Source organism: Speluncibacter jeojiensis, from assembly GCF_029589495.1.
GTDB classification, from domain to species: Bacteria; Actinomycetota; Actinomycetes; order Mycobacteriales; family Mycobacteriaceae; genus Speluncibacter; species Speluncibacter jeojiensis.
The window spans coordinates 1-20,146 of the sequence record NZ_JAAIVF010000003.1; the positions used below are offsets into that span (position 1 = coordinate 1).

Consider the following 20,146-nt stretch of genomic DNA (forward strand, 5'->3'; position numbering starts at 1 on the left):
GCAGTTGCTGGCGGCGCCGGACAACGGCATCGGGTATGGGATGCTGCGTTATCTGGAGCCGACCGCGAGCGCCGAGTTGGCGCAGTTGCCGACCCCGCAGGTCAGCTTCAACTACCTCGGCCGACTCGGCTCCGCGGGCGGCGGCGCCGACCAGCCCTGGCTGCCGGTCGACGCCCCGACCCCGGACACGGACGGCGGCCCGCGCTTCGGCGACGCCACCGCACCCGATCTGCCCGTCGCGGTCGCCCTGGACGTCAACGCGGTCACCCGACTGACCGACGCCGGACCGCAGCTGGAGGCCACCTGGACGTTCCCGGCCGGGGTCCTGTCGGACGCGGAAGTGGCAGGCCGGGCCGAGCAGTGGCGACTGGCGTTGACCGCGATCACCGCTCATGTCGAGCGCTCCGGGGCACGCGGCTTCACCCCGTCGGACCTCGACCTCGTCGGCCTGGAACAGGGCGCCATCGAAAGCCTCGAGCAGCGGTACCCGGACCTGACCGACATCTGGCCGCTCTCGCCGCTGCAGGACGGGCTGCTCTTCCACGCGATGATGGCGGAGCGGTTCGCGTCCGAGGCCACCGCGGCCGAGCGCGACGAGCTCGGCGTGGCCAGTGCCGACTCGTACATGGTGCAGATCGGACTGGAACTGCACGGCACGGTCGACGCGGACCGTCTGCGCCGCGCCGCACAGGCACTGCTGGACCGCTACCCGAACCTGCGCACCTCGTTCGTGCACGACGACGAGGGCGAATCGGTCCAGGTCGTGCACGAGCAGGTCGCCGCCCCCTGGACGGAGATGGACCTGCGCGGCACCGCGGCGGACGCCGTCGACGAGCGGGTCGAGCGCATCCTCACCGAGGACCGTGCGCAGCGCTTCGACATGGAATGCGCGCCGCTGCTGCGGTTCCTGCTGCTGCGCACCGCGGTCGACCGCTACCTGCTGACGATGACGAACCATCACATCCTGCTCGACGGCTGGTCCACGCCGCTGGTGCTGCGGGACCTGCTGGTGCTCTACGCCACCGACGGCGACGCCGCGGTGCTGCCGCGGACCCGCTCGTACCGGGACTACCTGGCCTGGCTCGCCGGCCGGGACCCGCGGGCCTCGCTGATCGCGTGGGACGCCGCACTCGAGGGCCTCGTCGAACCGACCCGCCTGGTCCCCGAGGCCCGCGCCCGCACGCACTCGGTGCTGTCGACGGACCTGCAGTTGTCCCTCGGCGAGGACGAGAGCGACACGCTGCGCGAGATCGCGCGCGCCCGCGACCTGACCGTGAACACGATGGTGCAGGTGGCGTGGGGGATCGTTTTGGGGGAGTTGACGTCTCGTGAGGATGTGGTGTTCGGGGCGACGGTGTCGGGTCGTCCGCCGGAGATTGCGGGGATCGAGTCGATGGTGGGGTTGTTCATCAACACGTTGCCGGTGCGGGTGGTGTTGGATCGTTCGGAGTCGTTGGGGGAGTTGCTCGAGCGGGTGCAGTCTGAGCAGGCGGGGTTGCTGGATCATCATTATCTGGGGTTGACGGAGATTCAGCAGCAGGTGGGTGCGGCGGCGACGTTCGACACGTTGACGGTGTTCGAGTCGTACCCCGTCGACCGCGCCGGCCTGACCGAGGAGACCGACATCGCCGGGATGCACGTCGTCGACGTGCACGGCAGCGACGCCGCCCACTATCCGCTGAGCCTGGTTGCCTCCACCGACACCGCGCTGCGGTTGAAGCTGAAGTACCTGCCCGACATCTTCGACGCCGACGACGCCCGCCTCATCGGGGAGCGGGTCGTGCGGGTCCTGCAGGCCATCGCCGCCGACGTCGACACGCCGCTGGCACGGCTGAGCCTGCTCTCCGACAGCGAGTGGCGTGACTTGGCGCCGGTCCGCGGCCGGCTCGGCCGGTCGGTGCGCAGCCTGCCGGACCTGTTCGCCGCCACCGCCGCCGAGAACGCGGATCGGGTCGCGTTGATGTTCGAGGACCAGCGTGTGAGCTACCGCGAACTCGACGAATGGTCCAACCGGATCGCCCGCGTCCTGATCGAGACCGGTGTCGGCCCCGAGACGTTCGTGGCGCTCGGTATCCCGCGCTCCATCGAATCCGTGCTGTCCACCTGGGCGATCGCGAAGACCGGCGCGGCCTTCGTACCGGTCGACCCCACCTACCCGGCCGAGCGCATCGAACACATGCTCACCGACTCCGGGGTCCGGCTGGGGGTGACGGTGTCGCCGCACCTGGACAAGCTGTCGACGTCGATCCGGTGGCTTGCGCTGGACGACCCGGAGTTCGAGATGGCCTGCGCGCTGGCCGATCCCGCGCCGGTCACCGACGTTGATCGGCGCGGGCCGGTCCGCCTGGACAACATCGCCTACGTCGTCTACACCTCCGGCTCGACCGGCACCCCCAAGGGTGTCGTCGTCACCCACCGCGGACTGGACAGCTTCGCGACCGAGCAGCGCGACCGCTACGGCGCCACGGCCGGCTCACGCACCCTGCACTTCGCGACCCCGAGCTTCGACGGCTCGCTGTTCGAGTACTTGCAGGCCTTCGGTTCGGGCGCCACCATGGTGATCGTGCCGCCGACCATCTACGGCGGCGCCGAACTCGCCCGGCTGATCCAGCGCGAGAAGGTCACCCACGCCTTCATCACCACCGCGGCACTCGCCTCCATCGACCCGACCGCACCCGAACTCGACGGCCTGCCCGACTTCCAGGACGTGCTGGTCGGCGGCGAGGCCTGCCAGCCGGACCTGGCCACCCGCTGGGCTCCCGGTCGGCGGTTGTCGAACGTCTACGGACCCACCGAGACGACAGTGATGACCAACATGAGCGAGCCGTTGGCCGCCGGCGGTCGGCTCGACATCGGCGGACCGATCCGCGGTACCCGGGAACTGGTGCTGGACAACCGTTTGCAGCCGGTCCCGGCCGGCGTGCCCGGGGAGCTGTACCTCGCCGGGGTCGGGCTGGCCCGTGGCTACCACGAGCGCCGCGGTTTGACCGCCGAGCGATTCGTCGCCGACCCGTTCGGCGAACCGGGGGAGCGGATGTACCGCACCGGTGACGTGGTGCGCTGGGTGCTCAACCCCGACGGCCCGGACCCGGTGGGGCAGACCGACTACTCCATCGAGTATCTGGGGCGCAGCGATTTCCAGGTGAAGATCCGCGGCTTCCGGATCGAACTCGGCGAGGTCGACGCGATACTCACCGACCATGACGACGTCACCTTCGCCGCCACGCTCGGCGTCGCGGGCCCGTCCGGCGACACCGTACTGGCGTCCTACGTGATGCCGGCGACGGGCGCCACCGTCCGCGAGCGCGAGTTGCTCGACTACCTGGCCGATCGGCTGCCCGCGCACATGGTCCCCGCCTCGGTGACCGTGCTCGACGCGATCCCGCTGAACCCGGTCGGCAAGCTCGACCGCCGCGCGCTGCCGGCACCGGAGTTCCACACCCAGGGCGCGGCCTACCGGGCGCCGGACGGGCCGATCGAGCAGGCCGTCGCGGAGGTCTTCGCCACGGTGCTGGGCCTGGACCGGGTCGGCGCCAACGACAGCTTCTTCGACCTCGGCGGGAACTCGCTGGTCGCCACCCGGGTGATCGCCCGTGTCAACGCGGTCCTGGACCTCGACCTCGGCGTGCGCGCACTGTTCGAGTCGCCGACCGTGCACGAGATGGCCACCCGCATCGCCCGCGAGGGCACGCCCGGGGTATCCCGGCCCGCGCTGACCCGCTACCCGCGGCCCGCGCACGTGCCGGTGTCGCTGGCCCAACAGCGGATGTGGTTCATCAACCAGTTCGACACCAGCTCGGCGGCCTACAACATCCCGCTCGTGGTGCGGTTGACGGGCGCCCTGGACCTGCAGGCGCTGCGCGCCGCGTTCGCCGACGTCCTCGAGCGCCACGAGACGCTGCGCACGCGGTTCCCGATGGTCGACCGCATGCCCACCCAGGAGGTTCTGGACACCCGCGACGCCCTGCCCGACATCGTGCCGGTCCCGGTGTCCGGACACGACGACCTGATCGCCCGCATCACCGCGGTCGCGTCCACCGGATTCGATGTCGCACAGCAGGTTCCGCTGGATGCAGAGCTGCTGCGCCTCGGCCCCGACGAACACGTGCTGGTACTGGTGGTCCACCATATCTGCGCGGACGGGTTCTCGATGACACCGCTGGCCCGTGACGTCGTCGTCGCATACCAGTCGCGCACGACCGGACACGCTCCCGAGTGGAGCCCGCTGGCCGTGCAGTACATCGATTACACGCTCTGGCAGCAGCAGCTGCTGGGCAACGCCGAGGACGCCGGCAGCATCCTGGCCCGACAACTCGAATACTGGACCAAGCACCTGGCCGGTCTGCCCGACGTGCTGCAGCTGCCCACCGACCGTCCCCGGCCGGCCCAGCGCAGCATGCGCGGCGACCAGGTCCGCTTCGAGATCGGCGCCGACGCGCATGCGCGTTTGACCGCGCTGGCCCGACAGCACAATTCGAGCATGTTCATGGCGGTGCACACGGCGCTGTCGGTGCTGCTCGGCCGGTTGGCCGGCACCGACGACGTGCCACTGGGCACGCCGATCTCCGGGCGCGGCGAGGCCGAACTCGACGACCTGGTCGGCATGTTCGTCAACACGCTGGTCCTGCGCAGCCGCGTCGACACCGGGGCGTCGTTCCTCGACCTGCTCGCCCAGGTGCGCGAGGTCGACCTGGCTGCGTTCGCGCACGCGGATGTGCCGTTCGAGCGGCTCGTCGAGGTGCTCAACCCGTCCCGATCCACCTCCTATTCGCCGCTGTTCCAGGTCTCGCTCGAGTTCCAGAACACCGAGCAGCCGCGGCTGTCGCTGCCCGAACTGACCGTCGAGGGCGTCGACCCGGGGATGGACGTGGCGAAGGTCGACCTGGAGTTCCTGCTGTGCGAACGGTTCGACGAGCAGGGCGCACCCGAGGGCATCACCGGTTCGCTGGTGTACGCGACCGACCTGTTCGACGCCGACACGGTCGCCGAGGTCGCCGAGCGGTTCGTCCGGGTCGTGGACACCGTCACCGAATCTCCGCACGCCCCGGTCGGCGACGTCGATCTGCTGGTGGGCGACGAGCGCGCCGACACCGCGCCGGCGGTCGGGCCCGACGCGGTCACCGCGCGGCTGTGGCCCGACCTGCTGGCGCACGCGGTCGAGCTGAACCCCGACGGTGCGGCACTCGTCTACGGCGACACCGTCATCGACTATCGCCGCCTCGACGAGCTGTCGAACCGGTTGGCGCGCATCCTCATCGGGCGCGGCATCGGACCCGAATCGTTCGTGGCGCTGGCGCTGCCGCGTTCGCTCGAGTCGGTGCTGTCGGTGTGGGCGGTCGCCAAGACCGGCGCCGCCTATCTGCCGGTGGACCCGAACTATCCGGCCGACCGGATCCAGCACATGCTCGGCGACTCCGGGACGCACCTGGGGCTGACCACCCCGGACCGGCTCGGCACGCTGCCGCAGTCGGTGCCCTGGATGCTGCTCGAGGCCATGGGTGTGGACGGTGCCGGGCTGTCCGCGGAAATGGCGGCGGCCTCGCCGGATCCGGTCACCGACGCCGATCGGATCCGGCCCCTGCGGCTGGACCACCCGGCGTACCTGATCTACACGTCCGGATCGACCGGTAGGCCCAAGGGCGTCATGGTGACCCACCGCGGTCTGGCGAACCTGCGGGCCGAGGAGCTCGGGCAGTTCCGGCTCGACACGGCCTCGCGGATCTCGCATTTCGCCTCACCCAGCTTCGACGCCTCGGTGTTCGAGCTGACGATGGCGTTCTCCGCCGGCGCGACCGTGGTGGTCGTGCCGCCCACGATCTACGGCGGCACCGAACTGACCACGCTGCTGCGCGAACAGCAGGTCAGCCACGCGTTCATCACCCCGACCGCGTTGGCGTCCATCGACGAGAAGGGCGCCTCGACGATCCGGGTGCTGGTGGTCGCCGGCGAGGCCTGCCCGCCGGAGCTGACCGCGCGCTGGGCGGCGGGCCGGCGGATGCTCAACTGCTACGGCCCCACCGAGAGCACCATCGAGGCGAGCGTGAGCCCGCAGCTGGTGCCGGGGGAACCGGTCAGCATCGGCGGCCCGGCAACGGGATTCACCGTGGTCGTGCTGGACACGCGCCTGCACCCGGTTCCGGTGGGTGTGCCGGGCGAGCTGTACCTGGCGGGGCCGGCGCTGGCCCGCGGCTATCACGGCCGGCCCGGGCTGACCGCCGACCGGTTCGTCGCCTACCCGTTCGGCGACCCGGGGGAGCGGATGTACCGCACCGGCGACGTCGTGCGCTGGGTCCGCGACGACGACCGGCTGGTGCTGGAGTTCATCGGCCGCAGCGACTTCCAGGTCAAGGTGCGCGGCTTCCGTATCGAGCCGGGGGAGATCGACGAGGCGCTCGCGACGCATCCGGCGGTGGCGTTCGCCGCGACGATCGGGCACACGGGGCCGTCCGGGGACGCGATGCTCGCGTCGTACATCCTGCCGACCGAGGGCACCACGGTGGAACCGGCGGAGCTGCGCAGCCACGCCGCCGCGCTGCTGCCCGCGCACATGGTGCCGTCCTCGATCATGCTGCTCGACGAGATCCCGCTGACCCCGGTGGGCAAGCTGGACCGGGCGGCGCTGCCGGCGCCTCGGTTCGACCGCAAGTCGACCGACTTCCACGCGCCGACCAACCCGATCGAGGAGGTCGTCGCCGGCGTGTACGCCTCGGTGCTCGGGCTCGAGCGGGTCAGCATCGACGACAGCTTCTTCGACCTGGGCGGCAACTCGCTGATCGCGACCCGGGTGGTCCGCGAACTGGATGCCCGGCTGGGCAAGCAGATCCCGCTGCAGATGCTGTTCCTCGATCCGAGCCCGGCCGGAGTGGCGCGGCGGATCGCCGACCTGATGGGCGCCGAGATGACGCCGGCGGAGCTCGCCGCCAACGGTATCGCCGAGGCCCTGGCCCAGGTGGTGCCGCTGCGCGCCGGCGGATCGAAGCCGCCGCTGTTCTGCGTGCACCCCGGAATCGGACTGGCCTGGGGCTACTCCGGGCTGGTGCAGCATCTCGAGCCCGACCGCCCGGTGTACGGGCTGCAGCTGCCGTTGCTCAGCGGCGGGCCGCAGTTCGAATCGCTCGACGAACTGGCCCGGTACTACGTGGCGCGGATGCGGGAGATCCAACCGCACGGGCCGTATCACCTGCTCGGATGGTCGCTCGGAGGCACCATCGCCCACGCAATGGCGGTCGCGGTCGCGGAGACCGGCGAACAGGTCGAAACCCTCGCGGTCATGGACAGCTACCCGCTGACCGAGGAGGAGTCAGCGGACGACACGGTGCTGACCGTCGAGGAGTTGCTGACCGGACTCGGCCTCGAGGCGGAGCAGGACGGCGCCGGCCACGAGCAGCTCACCTACGCCGGCGCGGCGGCGTTGCTCACCGAGCGGTTCGGTCAGGACATCGGGCTCACCGCCGAGCACCTGCAGCGGATCAGCAACGGCTTCACCGGGGCGACGCGGTTGATGCACCACTTCCACCCCAGCTCGTTCGGCGGCAACATGGTGTTCTTCGCGGCGGCGCGGCCCGACCACGACGCGCCGGCGCAGGCCCACCACCATTCCGTCGACGAATGGGAGCCGGTCGTGGCGGGCGGCATCCACGAATACGACATCGACTGCGAGCACAACCAGATGATCGAGCCCGGCTCGCTCGCCGCGGTCGGCGAAGTCCTCGAGACCTACCTCTCGCATCCGGACCGGCAGTTCAACGGTTCCGGGCACGTCATCTCGCGGCATCCCGCGCGTCCGCAGTGAGATCGCGGGAGTGATCGCGGCTGCCCGTCGCCGCGGGTGTGGAGTGCGGTGACGGTCAGCTCAACACACCGGTCAGGGCGCGCGTGAGCACGGTGTCGAACTGGTCGGCGGGTTCGGGGGAGTGTCGGGCCGCGGCGAGCAGGTCGGCGATGCGGGGATGGGTTCCGGCGGCAGCGATGTGGCGAAGATAAGCCGATTGCCGTGCGGTGCCGTCACCGGCAGCTGTCGTTTCGTTCTGGGGTCGCCGTAGTACTCGGGAAATTTCGGGCGGATATGGCCAAGTAGCCTGCTGGGCTGGGGATTCGTGCTCAGGCCGGAGGTGCTGGTGGTTGCCGAGGTATACACCGACGCAGAGTTGGAAGCCCTGCGGCAGTTCCCGGACATCGGCCGCGAGGAACTGTTCCGGTTCTTCACGTTGACCCCGGCAGACATGGCGTTCGTCGACCCGGGCCGGGGCCGCGGGCCCGCGGACCGGCTGGGGCTTGCCGTCGCACTGTGCAGCCTGCCCTGGCTCGGGTTCGTTCCCGATGACGTGGCCTGCGCGCCGCCGGCGGCGGTGGCGCGGCTGGCCGAACAGCTTCGGATCGATCCCGGCGAGATCAGGTCGTATGGTCGGCGCGCGAAGACCCGCACCGAGCATCTGCGGCTGGCGGCAAGGTATCTCGGGTGGCGGGCGCCGACGACGTTGGAGCTCAAGGAACTCGACGAGTTCTTGTTGGCGCGGGCAATGGAACACGACTCGCCGACCCTGCTGTTCCGGCTGGCCTGTGAGTACCTGATCTCGGCGAAGGTGATCCGGCCGGGTCCGGTGATCGTGGTCAAACGGGTCGGGCACGCCCGAGAGATCGCACGGCGTGAAACCTTCGACCGGCTCGCCCACGAGTTCACCGACGAACGCTGTGCGGCGTTGGATGGGCTGCTCGAGGTCGATCCCGAGATCGGGATGACCCGGCTGCGGTGGCTGGGCAAGGGGCCGGTGGAGGCCTCGGCGGCGGCGGTGAAGGCCGAGGTCGGGAAGCTGGAGTTCCTGCGCGCGATGGGCGCGCACACCCTGGATCTGTCGGTGCTGCCGGCCGAGCGGCGCCGATTCCTGGCCACGATCGGGCGGCGCCTGACCGGGCAGGCGTTGGCGCGGCGCGAACCCGAGCGGCGGTATCCGATCCTGTTGACGCTGGTGGCGCAGTCGGCGACCGAGGTCCTCGACGAGGTCATCGTGTTGTTCGACCAGGCGGTCTCGGCGCGTGAGAGCAAGGCCGGACACAAGATGAGCGAAGCGTTGGCCGAACGCGCCAAGGCCGGGGAGGACCGGCAGGTGCTGCTGGATGCGATCTTGGCCATCGCCGCGGACCCGGCGGTGCCGGACGAGCAGGTCGGCGCTCTGATCCGCGGCGAGACGATCGGATGGCAGCGGCTGCGGGCCGCGCGGTCGACCGCCTTGCCGCGGCTGCCGCGCGATCACGGCCACCTCGCCTCACTGGACGGCTCCTACAGTTACCTGCGGCAGTTCACCCCACACGTCCTCGAGGCCGTGGCGTTCGCCGGCGGCACCGCCGCGAACGAACTCCTTGCGGCGGTGGCGATCCTGCGGCAACTCAATGCCACCGGCGCCCGCAAGGTCCCCGCCGATGCCCCGGCCGGGTTCGTCCCGGCCCGCTGGCGCGGCTACCTCGCCGATGCGACCAAATCCGGGAACACAAGCGCCTACCGGCACTACTGGGAGTTGTGTGTGCTGCTTGCCCTGCGGGACGCGCTGCGTTCGGGGGATGTGTGGGTGCCCGGGTCGCGCCGCTACGCCGACCCCGCCGCCTACCTGCTCACCTGCGAGCAGTGGGCCGACCAGCGAGCCGAGTTCTGCCGACTGGTCGGCAAACCCGCCGACGCCGCCCTAGCCCTGGCCGGCGTGCAGGACGAGCTGCACACGGCGCTCGGCGAATTGGAGCAGGCCCTGGCCGCGGGCGACGGTCTGGTCCGTCTCGACGAGCGTGGCGAGCTGGTGATCTCCCCGCTGCCGGCGGAAACCATCCCGACCGAGGCGGAGACGCTCAAGGCGGAGCTGACCGAGATGCTGCCGTTCGCGCCGATCGTGTCGCTGCTGATCGAGATGGACCAGCACACCGGGCTGCTGGACTGCTTCACCCACGCCGGCGGCAAACACACCCGCACACCGGAGCTGAAACGGAACCTGATCGCGGTGCTGCTCGCGCAGGCGACGAACCTCGGCCTGACCCGCATGGCCGACGCGTGCGGCATCTCCTACAACATCCTGGTCTGGACCGCCGAATGGTATGTGCGCGAGGAAACGCTGCGTGCGGCGAACCTGGCGCTGATCGGCTATCACCGGAAACTGCCGCTGACCCCAGTCTTCGGGTCCGGCACCGTGTCCTCGAGCGATGGGCAGCGGTTCCCCACCCGCGGCAAGTCTGTCACCGCGCGGGCGTTGAGCAGGTACTTCGCCCACGAGGGACTGTCGACATACACGCACGTGACCGACCAGCACACCATCTACGGCACGAAGATCATCGTGGCCACCAAACGCGAGGCGCACTACGTGCTCGACGAGATCCTCGGCAACGCCACCGACATCCCGATCACCGAACACGCCACCGACACGCACGGGGTGACGCTGGTCAACTTCGCCCTGTTCGACCTGCTCGGTCTGCAACTCTCGCCGCGGATCCGGGACCTCGGGAAGATCACCCTGTACCGGACCGGCCCAAAATCGGACGTGGACGCGGTGTTTCCGCTGGCCGGGCCGCTGCTGACCCGGCGGGCCAACCTGGATCTGATCGCCGCGCACTGGGACGATCTGCTCCGGTTGGCTGGCTCGCTGAAGTTCGGGCACGCCACCGCCTCGCTGCTCGTCGGCAAACTTTCCGCCTCAACCCGGCAGAACGCGCTGGCCGGGGCGCTCAAGGAATACGGGGCGCTGCGCCGGACGATCTACGCCGCCCGGTACCTCTCGGATGTGGCGTACCGGCGCAAGATCAGCCGGCAGCTGAACAAGGGCGAATCCCTGCACGCGCTCAAACGGGACCTGCTCTACGCCCACGAAGGCACCCTCCGCGGCCGGCACCTCGAGCAGCAAACCGAGCAGGCGTGGTGCCTGACGCTGGTCACCAACGCGGTGGTGACCTGGACCACCGAGTACTACGGGCTCGCGGTCGAGCAGCTACGCCGCACCGGCCGGCGGATCGACGACGACGTGCTCGCCCACATCTCCCCGGCGCACAGCGAAAACATCAACTTCTTCGGCTCCATCGACGTCGACATCGAAGGCGAACTCGCCGCCCTCGGCCCCACCGGCCACCGACCCCTCCGCGTCACCGACACCCTCTTCTGATGAGAGCCTTCTTGTACCCGACCATCAAGACTCAAGGCCGTCCCCGCGCCCGGACACGCCGGGCAGGCCGTGGTCCCGCCTCGCCAGTGGGGTTGGCGAACGCACCCTTGCAGGCCCCTTGCACGTCCACCGCCTCGTCCGGGGCTACGAACGCTTCCCGGAGCAAGAACAGTGGTGTGATCTACGCCCCAAGGACCCTGGCCCCGCGTTTCCCACGCCAGGGCCAGGGCGCACCAAAGACTGGGGGGTTCGCGCAATCAGGCTTCCGCGGCCCATCCTGATGGCTGTTACCTAGCTAGGTTCCCTGCTCAAACGAGTACCAGTTGTCGGCGACTTTATCGAGCCGTCCGAACCATGCCGGACTGTGGTTGCAATCCGCTGTGTAAACCCATCCGATTTTCGTTAACGCGGACCGCTTGCTGTCAACGAAGTAAACGCAATTGTCCTCCTCGATATAGACACTGGAGAACTCAATTCCGTCGATCTCGGTGGGGCCGACGCGTTGCGTGTGATCCCGCAGCATCGACGTCGCGAGTCTCTCCATCTCGTAGTGGGCCTGGTCGAACCCGCGAACTGCCGGCGTCGGCACCAGCACGAAAATGAGTGCCGTCGCTGCCACGGCCAAAGGAGCAAGCCCCGCGCCCCACGGCAGTCGTCTTTCCCTTTTCCAGTAACCGAAGGACCGGAAGGCCCAAACCACCCCGACAGTGGCGAGGCCAAGGATCGCCAAACCCACAGTGGCTGGTTCGACTATGACGACGGCAGGTTTCGGGTACTGCCACCAGTCGTAACGCACACCAGCGAGCAGTAGGAGGAACGGAACCGCGGCGAGTGCGACGCCGAGGCCGAGCAGAGACGTTCGATGTCGTTCGTTGTTACCGTTCTGGAGCACCATCCACCTCCATTGCTGGCCAAAGTTTGAGTTTATTTGTTCCCATTTGACTATGGCCCACTAAGTGCGACAAGGTCGTTCTCTGCTGTGTTCGTGCCAAATTGATCTGGTGTCGCAATCCGCACCGAGTCCGCATAGGAGTTGCACTCGACGATGATTCCGGTGACGTCCTTTTCATGTCGTAACCCGACTGCCCGACCGGTGATGTTGTTGTACTGGTCCATCTCCATGGCTCCCGGGGACTGAGGCGGATCAGTGTGCTCTCCGTCCTCCTCATGCGCGTCGCCGAGGCGCTGAGCGAAGGCAGCGTTCGACGCCTCGGTAGTCATGGCTTGCCACATGCAGTGACGGTCTGCGTCCAATCTGTCGTTGTAGTAGATCGCCGTGCCATTGGAATCCAGACGATCCGGGTAGTGAATCTCGGAATGCTTCTTAGAATCAAACCAGGCACGAACAGAGCGGGAGCAGTCAAATGACTCGAGACTGCATCGTAGTGAGACCTGGGCACCGATCCTATAATAGGGGTTGTACTGCTTGTTAGAGTCGCTTGCGACGAGGTGAACGGCGTTCACGGGAAGCGCTACCGCCTGACCGAACCGGTAAGTAACCTGGTTTCCCGAAACGGAGATCTGGGGTTGAACGCCATTCAGGTTAGCGTCAAACGCGACTGGATTTTGGATGTCACCTACGACCCCTCCTGTCGAGTTTCGAATCTCTACGCTCCTTTCCGCCCTATTGAGGCTGAATCCTCCGGGAAGTCCGAAGACGAGTCGGAACTCGGTGGGCGCTTGAGAATTCTGGATTTCCAATTCAGCTAGCGAAAGCGTCGCATATGGTCCAACTCTTAGAGTTAGTCGATATCCGGGTCCGGTGTAGGAGATCCCATCCGGAAGAGCGCCCGCCTGTAGAACGTTGTTCGTCGGAACACCGTAGGTCAGCGAAAGCCCACCGCCGACCGGGACATGGGTTCCCGGCGTGTAAATCGATCCGTTCTGGAATTTCTGCCGAACGCTGCTACCTGGCTCCGCCATCGCGCCTTCGATGGGGTATCCGAAGCCACTAGCCTCGTACCCCGCGGACGCCCATTGACCCAGTACCGGTTCGGCCACTGGATGTGCGCCGGTCGCTGGCGACCAGTAGATGACGCCGCGTTCGAACCGGTTCATCCTTCCCTGACCATCTGGCAGAACGGTCTCGTCTGACGTCGGGTATCCGAGCAGGCTACCTGGGCGTTCGGCCTGGACGGTGTTCCATTTGTCGCGGATGGCGCCGCCGATCGCGGCGCCGTTGACGGTCGAGACCGGATGCCAGTAGATCGCCCCGCCCTGGAACTCCTGTCGTCGGCCGACCCCGTCCGGGTTGACGATCTCGTCGGTCGTCGGGTACCTGAGGTAGCCGCCCTCCCAACCGAGCGATCCCCATTTGGTCATGAAGGAGTTCACGATCGGGTGCGCACCGGTGGCGGCGGACCAGTAGATGGGTCCGACCATGAATTCGCTGCGCTTGCCGGTGTTTCCGGGGTTGGTCAGCTCGGCGCTGATCGGATACTTCAGGAAGCTGTTCGGCCCACCGAGCGAGTTGTACTTGTCCTTGATCGCCCCGCACACCTCGTACGGTGCCGGCCAGTACGCCTGGCAGCCCGGCGCGACCAGCGGGGATACACCCGCACGGGTGGTGGACGTTTGCAGTCGGGCCTCCATGGTTTCAGCCTTGTCGGCGTCGGCCTTGGTGAAGCCCTCGGGGATCTCCTCGCGGTCCGAGCGCATCTGGCCCGGCACGATCGTGGCCTTCGGATTCTCCGTGGGATGCCACTTGCCGGCAGGCTTCTTCTTCACCTGCGGGGCGAGGTTCGCGGTGACTGGCGCAGACGGGGTCGCCTGGGTCGTCGGCACCGACGTCGTCTGTGCCTGGTCCGCTGGCGCCGCGGTGCCAGCGACTGAGCCGCTTGGGTCGGCTGCGCGTGGTACGGATCTTGTGTTGGTCGCCGGCGCATCTTCCGACGTCGGCCGTGTGGCGGTCGCTCGGGCGCTGGTGGCAGCTGCACTCGGTAGGGCCGTAGGTGATGACGAGGGCATCTCCGTCGTTGGTGCAGCCTCTGTCGTTGCTGGGGCCGGGGTGGTCGTGCTGGTCGGGTTCGTCGAGGGTGTCGCTGTCGCGGCGCCTTCGGACATCAGCCCGCTGGCCAGCACGGCAACGAAAAGTGTTGTCAAGACTCGGCGATGTCTAACCCATCGCCGACCTGGGGAGTGTGTCAACTGTGTGATCTCCTTCACTGTGAAACTGCGCTGACGCAGTTCACAGCACAATCACAGTAAATGAGCAGCTAATTCCCAATGTACGGGCTAACGGTTAGGTAACGAGGCTGTCGACGCGGGAGACGCCGCTCGTCTGCAGCGCCTATTACAGGCTTCCGGTGGGATCTGATTCAGTCCAAGGTGATCGCGAACGTGTTTGAGGGGGTCCCTGCCAACGATCCGGAGGCGGCCCGTTGGACGCAGTTTGGCATACGGTGGCCGTCATCGGTCGTCGGTAATCGATCGATTCTCGACAAACTCGAACCGAAGCGCGTTCACCCAGGACAAGAGCGTCGACAAGGCGCGTCGAGAATCAACGTCGGTAAACCGTCCGCTTGGGATATTGGCGACAGGTGTTGATCGGTTATGCGCGGGTCTCGACCGCGGAGCAGAACCCGGACCACCAGGTCGACGCGCTGCGGCGGGCCGGGGTGAGCGTCGAGAACATTCACGTCGATCACGCGTCCGGCGCGAAAAGCTCCCGCCCGCAACTGGACCTGGTCCTCGCGCTGCTGCGCGAGGACGACCAGCTGGTGATCACCCGACTCGACCGGCTCGGCAGATCGGTGCTGCACCTGATCACGCTCGGCGCCCAGCTTCGCGAGAAGGGCGTCGGGTTGCGGGTGCTCGAGCAGGGCATCGACACCGCCACCGCCGAAGGCCGGGCGATGTTCGGGATGCTCTCCGTGCTCGCCGAACTCCAACCTGAGATCACCGTGGCCAACACCCGCGACGGACTCGCCGCCGCCCGCGCCCGCGGCCGCAAGGGCGGACGCCCACCCAAACTCACCGGTGACCAGATTGCTCTCGCCCAACGCCTCTACGACGCCGGCGAACACACCGTCGCCCAGATCGCCGACCTGATCGGCGTGCGGCGCACCACCTTGTACGGGCACCTGAACAAGACCGTGCAGTCCGCCCCCACGGGCGGGAAAGCCGCTGCGCGGCAGGGTGGCTCCACGGACCGGCCCGGCGTGGCCGGCCAGCCGGAGGTGATCGTCAACGCGAGGTCCGCGCTGGCGTGTCCGTCGTGCGGGCACGAGCCGGCCACGCGCGCCGAGGCCATCGGCCAACGAGCGGACCTGTCGGTGACCTGGCTCGAAGCCGACCCCGAACGCACCGGTGAGGTCGTCGCCGCGCACCACTGCCGCCGGTGTCAGCCCGCCGGCACCGCCCACGACATCGCATGCGCCGTATGCGGGGACGGACCCATCGTCACCGACTCCAGCACCAGCGCCAGCGCCGACCTCGCACCTTCAGTGCAGCGTTGGCTCCGCCGAGCCAGATGGCAGCTCGAGCCGTCACTGCGCTGCCCCGAGCATCCTGCGCCCGCACCACCGCGCTGACCAGGCAGGTGACCGCAGTGCACGAGGGCCGGTCTCACCAAAACCGCTGCGGCTCAACGGAAGATGCGCAGCAGTCCTCACGCTCAGCCATATCCGCCCGAAATTTCCCAAGTACTACGGCTACCCCGTTCTGGACGAACAGTGCGGTCAAGCCGTTGATCAGTGCGAATGCCTCGAGCTTGCGGGCGGGATGGGTCGGGTGGTCGGCGAGTACGTCAAGGACGTGCTCGAGCAGGTCGGCCCCGTGTGGCCCGAGGGTGGGACGCCCGATGACCAGGGCGGGCAACCACGGGTGGCGACGCATGATGTGGCGGGCCTGGCGGGCGACGACGAGCAGGTCGGCCTGCCAGTTGCCACTCGGATCGGGCAGGTCGTACTCACCGGCAGTGCTGTCGGTCATCATCTCGAGCAGATCGTCGCGAGTGGCCACATAGCGGTACAGCGAGGAGGCGCCGGTTCCCAGGGCTGATGCGACGCGGCGCATGGAGACGGCGTCGAGACCCTCGCTGTCGGCCAATTCCACTGCGGCACCGCGAGCGCCCGCAGTCCGTGAAGTTCCTGGTAGATACCTGAAAACGCAATGGGGTGATTCGGGTTACATCGACCTGAACAATGGTTCCGGTTATCCGCGCAGAGGTCTACCGTGAGTGTCGTGACCGATTCCGCCGAACCGTCGAGGCCGCCGATGCGGGCCGACGCCCGGCGTAACCGTGACGCGATCCTGCGCGCGGCGGATCGGGCGTTCTCGCAGCACGGGGTGGACGCCCAGATGTCCGACATCGCCGCGCTGGCGGAATTGGGCATGGGCACCGTGTACCGGCACTTCCCCACGAAGGAGGCGCTGGTCGACGCGCTGCTGCTCGACCACTTCGACCGGGCCGAACGCGCCGCCCGCCAGGCGGACGAGGAACCCGATCCGTGGGCGGGTCTCGAGTCGCTGATGTACTTCATGGCCGCATCGGTCGGGGCCAAGCGCTACCTGTCCCAGTTCATGGGAGGCCGCATCCACGGGTCGACCGAACTGCAGGAACGTCGGCACCAGGTCTTCGGGGTCCTCACCGGCCTCGTGGACCGGGCCAAGTCAGCCGGCCAGTTGCGGTCGGACGTCGAGGCCGGCGATCTACTGATCGCCACAGTGATCCTCGCCCGCGCCGGATGGGGTGGGACAGAACTGGCCGACCGGGCGGCACGCCGATACCTCGGCATCGTGCTCGACGGCCTGCGCAACCCCGGGCGCGGAACGCTCGACGGCACCCCGCTCGACCAGAAAGAACTCGAGACGCTTGCCGCGGAGGTCGCGCCCTCCGAGGCCGCCGCGTTCCGTCGCGGCCAACGCGGTCGCTGATCACACGGGCGCGCGGGGGCGCGTCCGGATCTGCAGGGCCGATCAGTCGAATCATTCACCACTGCAATCGATCTCAATCTCACCATTCGAACGAACCGTTAGGTGAACTCGCCATGACCCAACCACAGACACCGCCGGATCCGCGCCGCTGGCGAGCGTTGATCTTCATCTGCCTCGCGCAGCTGATGGTCGTGCTCGACGGCACCGTCGTCAACATCGCACTCCCGCACGCACAGGCCGATCTCGGGTTCTCGGATGCGAACCGGCAGTGGGTGATCACCGCCTATGCGCTCGCGTTCGGCGGGCTGCTGCTGGTCGGCGGCCGGGTCTCCGACATGTGGGGCCGCCGCAAGGCCTTCATCACCGGACTGGTCGGCTTCGCCGCCGCCTCGGCGCTCGGTGGCGCCGCCGTCAACACCGGCATGCTGATGGCGGCCCGCGGCCTGCAGGGTGTGTTCGGCGCGCTGCTGGCGCCGGCCGCACTCTCACTGCTGACCGTCACCTTCACCGACGCCCGCGAGCGCGCGAAGGCGTTCGGTGTGTACGGGGCGATCTCCGGTGGCGGCGCAGCAATCGGGTTGGTGCTCGGCGGACTGCTGACCGAGTACCTGAACTGGCGGTGGACGCTTTACATCAACGTCGCCTTCGCCGTGATCGCGGTCATCGGCGCGGTCTTCGAGATCCGAGAACCGGCCGGCGGCAAGCACAGTGGACGCCTCGACGTTCCGGGCGTGCTGATGGCGAGTTCCGGCCTGGCCGCGATCGTCTACGGGTTCGGCCGCGCGTCGACCGACGGCTGGTCCGACACCTGGACCGTCGCCTGCCTGGTCGCCGCGGTGGTGCTCTTGTCGGGCTTCGCCTTCTGGCAGACTCGCGCGGCCGAACCGCTGCTGCCACTTCGGGTGGTGCGCAACCGGAACCGCGGCGGCGCGTACCTGGCGATCGGTTTGGCGGTGATCGGAATGTTCGGGGTGTTCCTGTTCATGACGTTCTACCTGCAGGTCGTGTTGGGCTACAGCCCGGTTGTCGCGGGCGTGGCGTTCCTGCCGATGGTGGTCGGCATGATGATCGGCTCCACCCAGATCGGCGCGCGGTTGGCGGTGCGGGTGCCGCCGCGGCTGCTGATGGTGCCGGGCTTGCTGACCGCCGCGATCGGGCTGGTGATCATGTCCCAGATCAAGGTCGACTCGTCGTACGCGGAGATCGTGCTGCCGGGGCTGTTCCTGATGGGCCTGGGAATGGGCACCACGTTCATGCCGGCGATGAGCCTTGCCACCCACGACGTGGAGCACCGCGATGCCGGCGTCGCCTCGGCCATGGTGAACACCTCACAGCAGATCGGCGGCGCGATCGGCACCGCGCTGCTCAACACCATCGCCACCTCCGCGACGACCGCCTACGTCGTTGCCCACGCGCACCTGATCACCTCGTCGACGGCCGCGGAATCGGTGAAACTGCACGCGATGGTGCACGGCTTCTCGATCGGGATCTGGTGGGCCGTCGGCGCACTCGTCCTCGCCGCCGCCATCGCCAGCGTGCTGATCACGACCGGACGGTTGGCCGCGCCCGAGAAGACGGGTGAGGATGAGGCGGACTTCGTCCCGGTGATGCACGGAGCCTGAGCGTCGAGATCGCCGCGTCATCGGTTGACGTCTTCATCACCGATGGGGTCGCGGGTATGCCCGGGTTGTCGGGCATACCCGCGACTACGGCGTCAACGTCGAGAAGGCGGCCCCCGGTCGGCGACGCACTGCTCCAACCTTGTGCGTCGCCGACCGCGGCGAGATCAGCGCAGTACGTTCGCGGCCCGCGCCGCCCGCAACCAGTCCGGGTATTCGGACAGCAGCAGTTGGTACAACTTGCTGTCCGACAGGCTGTCGACGTTGTCGACGGAGAAGAAGCCCGCGTTGTCGACGGTGCGCCCGGACAGGGTGTCGAGCTTCTCGAGGACACCGAAGCCGCTGCGTCCGATGCCGATGAATTGCCAGAACGCCGGCCGCGACGAGGCGCTTCGCATCAGCTTCTCGATTGCGGCCCGCTTGTTGAAGCCGCCGTCGGTGAAGAACAACACCAGCGTCGGGACTGTGGTGTTGCGGTCCAGACTTGCGATCACCTCGGCCATGATCGGAATCTCGTCGTTGACGCCGCCGATTTGCCTGTCGTAGTCGATGCCGCCATGACGACCGTGCAGGTGGACGTACTCGTCGATCCACTCGTCAGCACCGTCGACGGTCACATCGGGCAGCTTGGCGAACCCGACGCCGTACAGGTATGCCTCGAGTTGTCCGTCGGAGTCGAGTTGGGTGGCCACCGGCACCATGCGTCGCACGATCTCCTGGACCTCGCCGGCAGAGTAGCGGCGGCGCATCGAGCCCGTCTTGTCGATCACCAGGATGACCCGCCCGACATGGTCCCGCGCGCCCTTGGTCAGCAGGACCTTCGCAACCGCCTTCTTCCGCAGGTCGAGTTTCTGCCGCTTCTCGAGCGAGAGCTTCGCCTCCGCGGGAACCGTGCGGACCCCGTCCGCGTCGACGGTCGCCGCGTCACGGCCGGCGGGCGGCGTGGATCGAGGTGCGGGCGCCGGCGCGCCCACGGGTGCCTCCTGCGTCCGCGTGTTGTCGACGGCGACACCGTGCTCGGTAACCAGCGCGACGAGTCCGCCGTTCCAGCCGGCGGAAACGTTGCGGGCTTTCCATGCTCCGCCACGCCGATAGACCTCGAGCAGCACCGCTGAACGCTCGGTCGTCAGCCCCTCGACGGCGGCGGTGATCACGTTGCCACCACGTTGGGTGAGTGTCACGGCGAGACCCGGCACCGACGAGAGTGGGCCCGGCGCAGACTCATCGGCGGACACTGCGATCGCGATCATCTCGACGCCGGCCGGTATCGCGCGCAGATCGAGATGGACCCGCCCGTCCGCGGCGAGGTTGACGCTTCCGTCGGCGGAAGCGGGGTTGTTGAAGAACACGAGGTCAGCGTCGCTGCGCACCTTGCGGTTCTCGTCGAGTTGGAACGCGAACAGGTCGACGCTGCCGGGCGCGGTCCCGGTGACGGCAACAGTCGTGGAGGCCTCGGCGATGACGGTGTTGGCGCCCCGGATCAATGCGGTCACGGGCTCGTATGGTCCTTTCGAGTGG

General features: G+C 68.1%; 9 protein-coding genes. 5 read left to right on the forward strand and 4 right to left on the reverse strand.

The genetic code is table 11. From position 1 onward, the window contains the following. Both G4X40_RS10840 and G4X40_RS10845 read left to right on the forward strand, forming a co-directional pair. Positions 1–7,792, forward strand: a 7,792-nt coding sequence (locus G4X40_RS10840; protein ID WP_277832425.1) for an amino acid adenylation domain-containing protein, incomplete at its 5' end; no start/stop codon positions are given. 325 nt (positions 7,793–8,117) lie between these two features. Further along, complete coding sequence (locus G4X40_RS10845) at positions 8,118–11,132, forward strand: Tn3 family transposase (protein ID WP_332844337.1); 3,015 nt, start codon at positions 8,118–8,120, stop codon at positions 11,130–11,132. 295 nt (positions 11,133–11,427) lie between these two features. On the opposite strand, the gene G4X40_RS10850 is transcribed toward G4X40_RS10845, so the two are convergent. After that, entirely contained in the window at positions 11,428–12,027 is a 600-nt protein-coding gene (locus G4X40_RS10850) for a hypothetical protein (RefSeq protein ID WP_277832427.1), read from the reverse strand. Positions 12,028–12,074: 47 nt separating this feature from the next. After that, complete coding sequence (locus tag G4X40_RS10855) at positions 12,075–13,916, reverse strand: LGFP repeat-containing protein (protein ID WP_277832428.1); 1,842 nt, start codon at positions 13,914–13,916, stop codon at positions 12,075–12,077. A gap of 737 nt (positions 13,917–14,653) precedes the next feature. On the opposite strand from G4X40_RS10855, the gene G4X40_RS10860 reads away from it, so the two are divergent. Next, positions 14,654–15,664 carry a recombinase family protein gene (locus G4X40_RS10860; protein ID WP_332520715.1) on the forward strand — a complete coding sequence of 337 codons (1,011 nt, stop codon included), beginning with the start codon at positions 14,654–14,656 and terminating at the stop codon, positions 15,662–15,664. A gap of 34 nt (positions 15,665–15,698) precedes the next feature. On the opposite strand, the gene G4X40_RS10865 is transcribed toward G4X40_RS10860, so the two are convergent. Then, entirely contained in the window at positions 15,699–16,187 is a 489-nt protein-coding gene (locus G4X40_RS10865) for a TetR/AcrR family transcriptional regulator (protein WP_277832429.1), read from the reverse strand. 129 nt (positions 16,188–16,316) lie between these two features. On the opposite strand from G4X40_RS10865, the gene G4X40_RS10870 reads away from it, so the two are divergent. Together G4X40_RS10870 and G4X40_RS10875 are read left to right on the forward strand one after the other, a co-directional pair. Continuing rightward, positions 16,317–17,009 (forward strand): TetR/AcrR family transcriptional regulator, encoded by a 693-nt coding sequence (locus G4X40_RS10870; RefSeq protein WP_277832431.1) that lies wholly within the window; start codon positions 16,317–16,319, stop codon positions 17,007–17,009. 113 nt (positions 17,010–17,122) lie between these two features. Beyond that, the gene (locus tag G4X40_RS10875) at positions 17,123–18,631 is read left to right on the forward strand and encodes an MFS transporter (RefSeq protein ID WP_277832433.1); all 1,509 of its coding nucleotides are present in this window, start codon (positions 17,123–17,125) and stop codon (positions 18,629–18,631) included. A gap of 164 nt (positions 18,632–18,795) precedes the next feature. On the opposite strand, the gene G4X40_RS10880 is transcribed toward G4X40_RS10875, so the two are convergent. Continuing rightward, a complete protein-coding gene (locus G4X40_RS10880; protein ID WP_277832435.1) occupies positions 18,796–20,121 on the reverse strand; it encodes a VWA domain-containing protein in 1,326 nt (441 codons plus the stop codon). Positions 20,122–20,146: the final 25 nt, after the last annotated feature.

Coding starts and splice junctions, on each gene's coding strand:
- G4X40_RS10875 (WP_277832433.1), top strand. CDS start 17,123: ATGACCCAACCACAGACACCGCCGGATCCGCGCCGCTGGCGAGCGTTG.
- G4X40_RS10850 (WP_277832427.1), bottom strand. CDS start 12,027: ATGGTGCTCCAGAACGGTAACAACGAACGACATCGAACGTCTCTGCTC.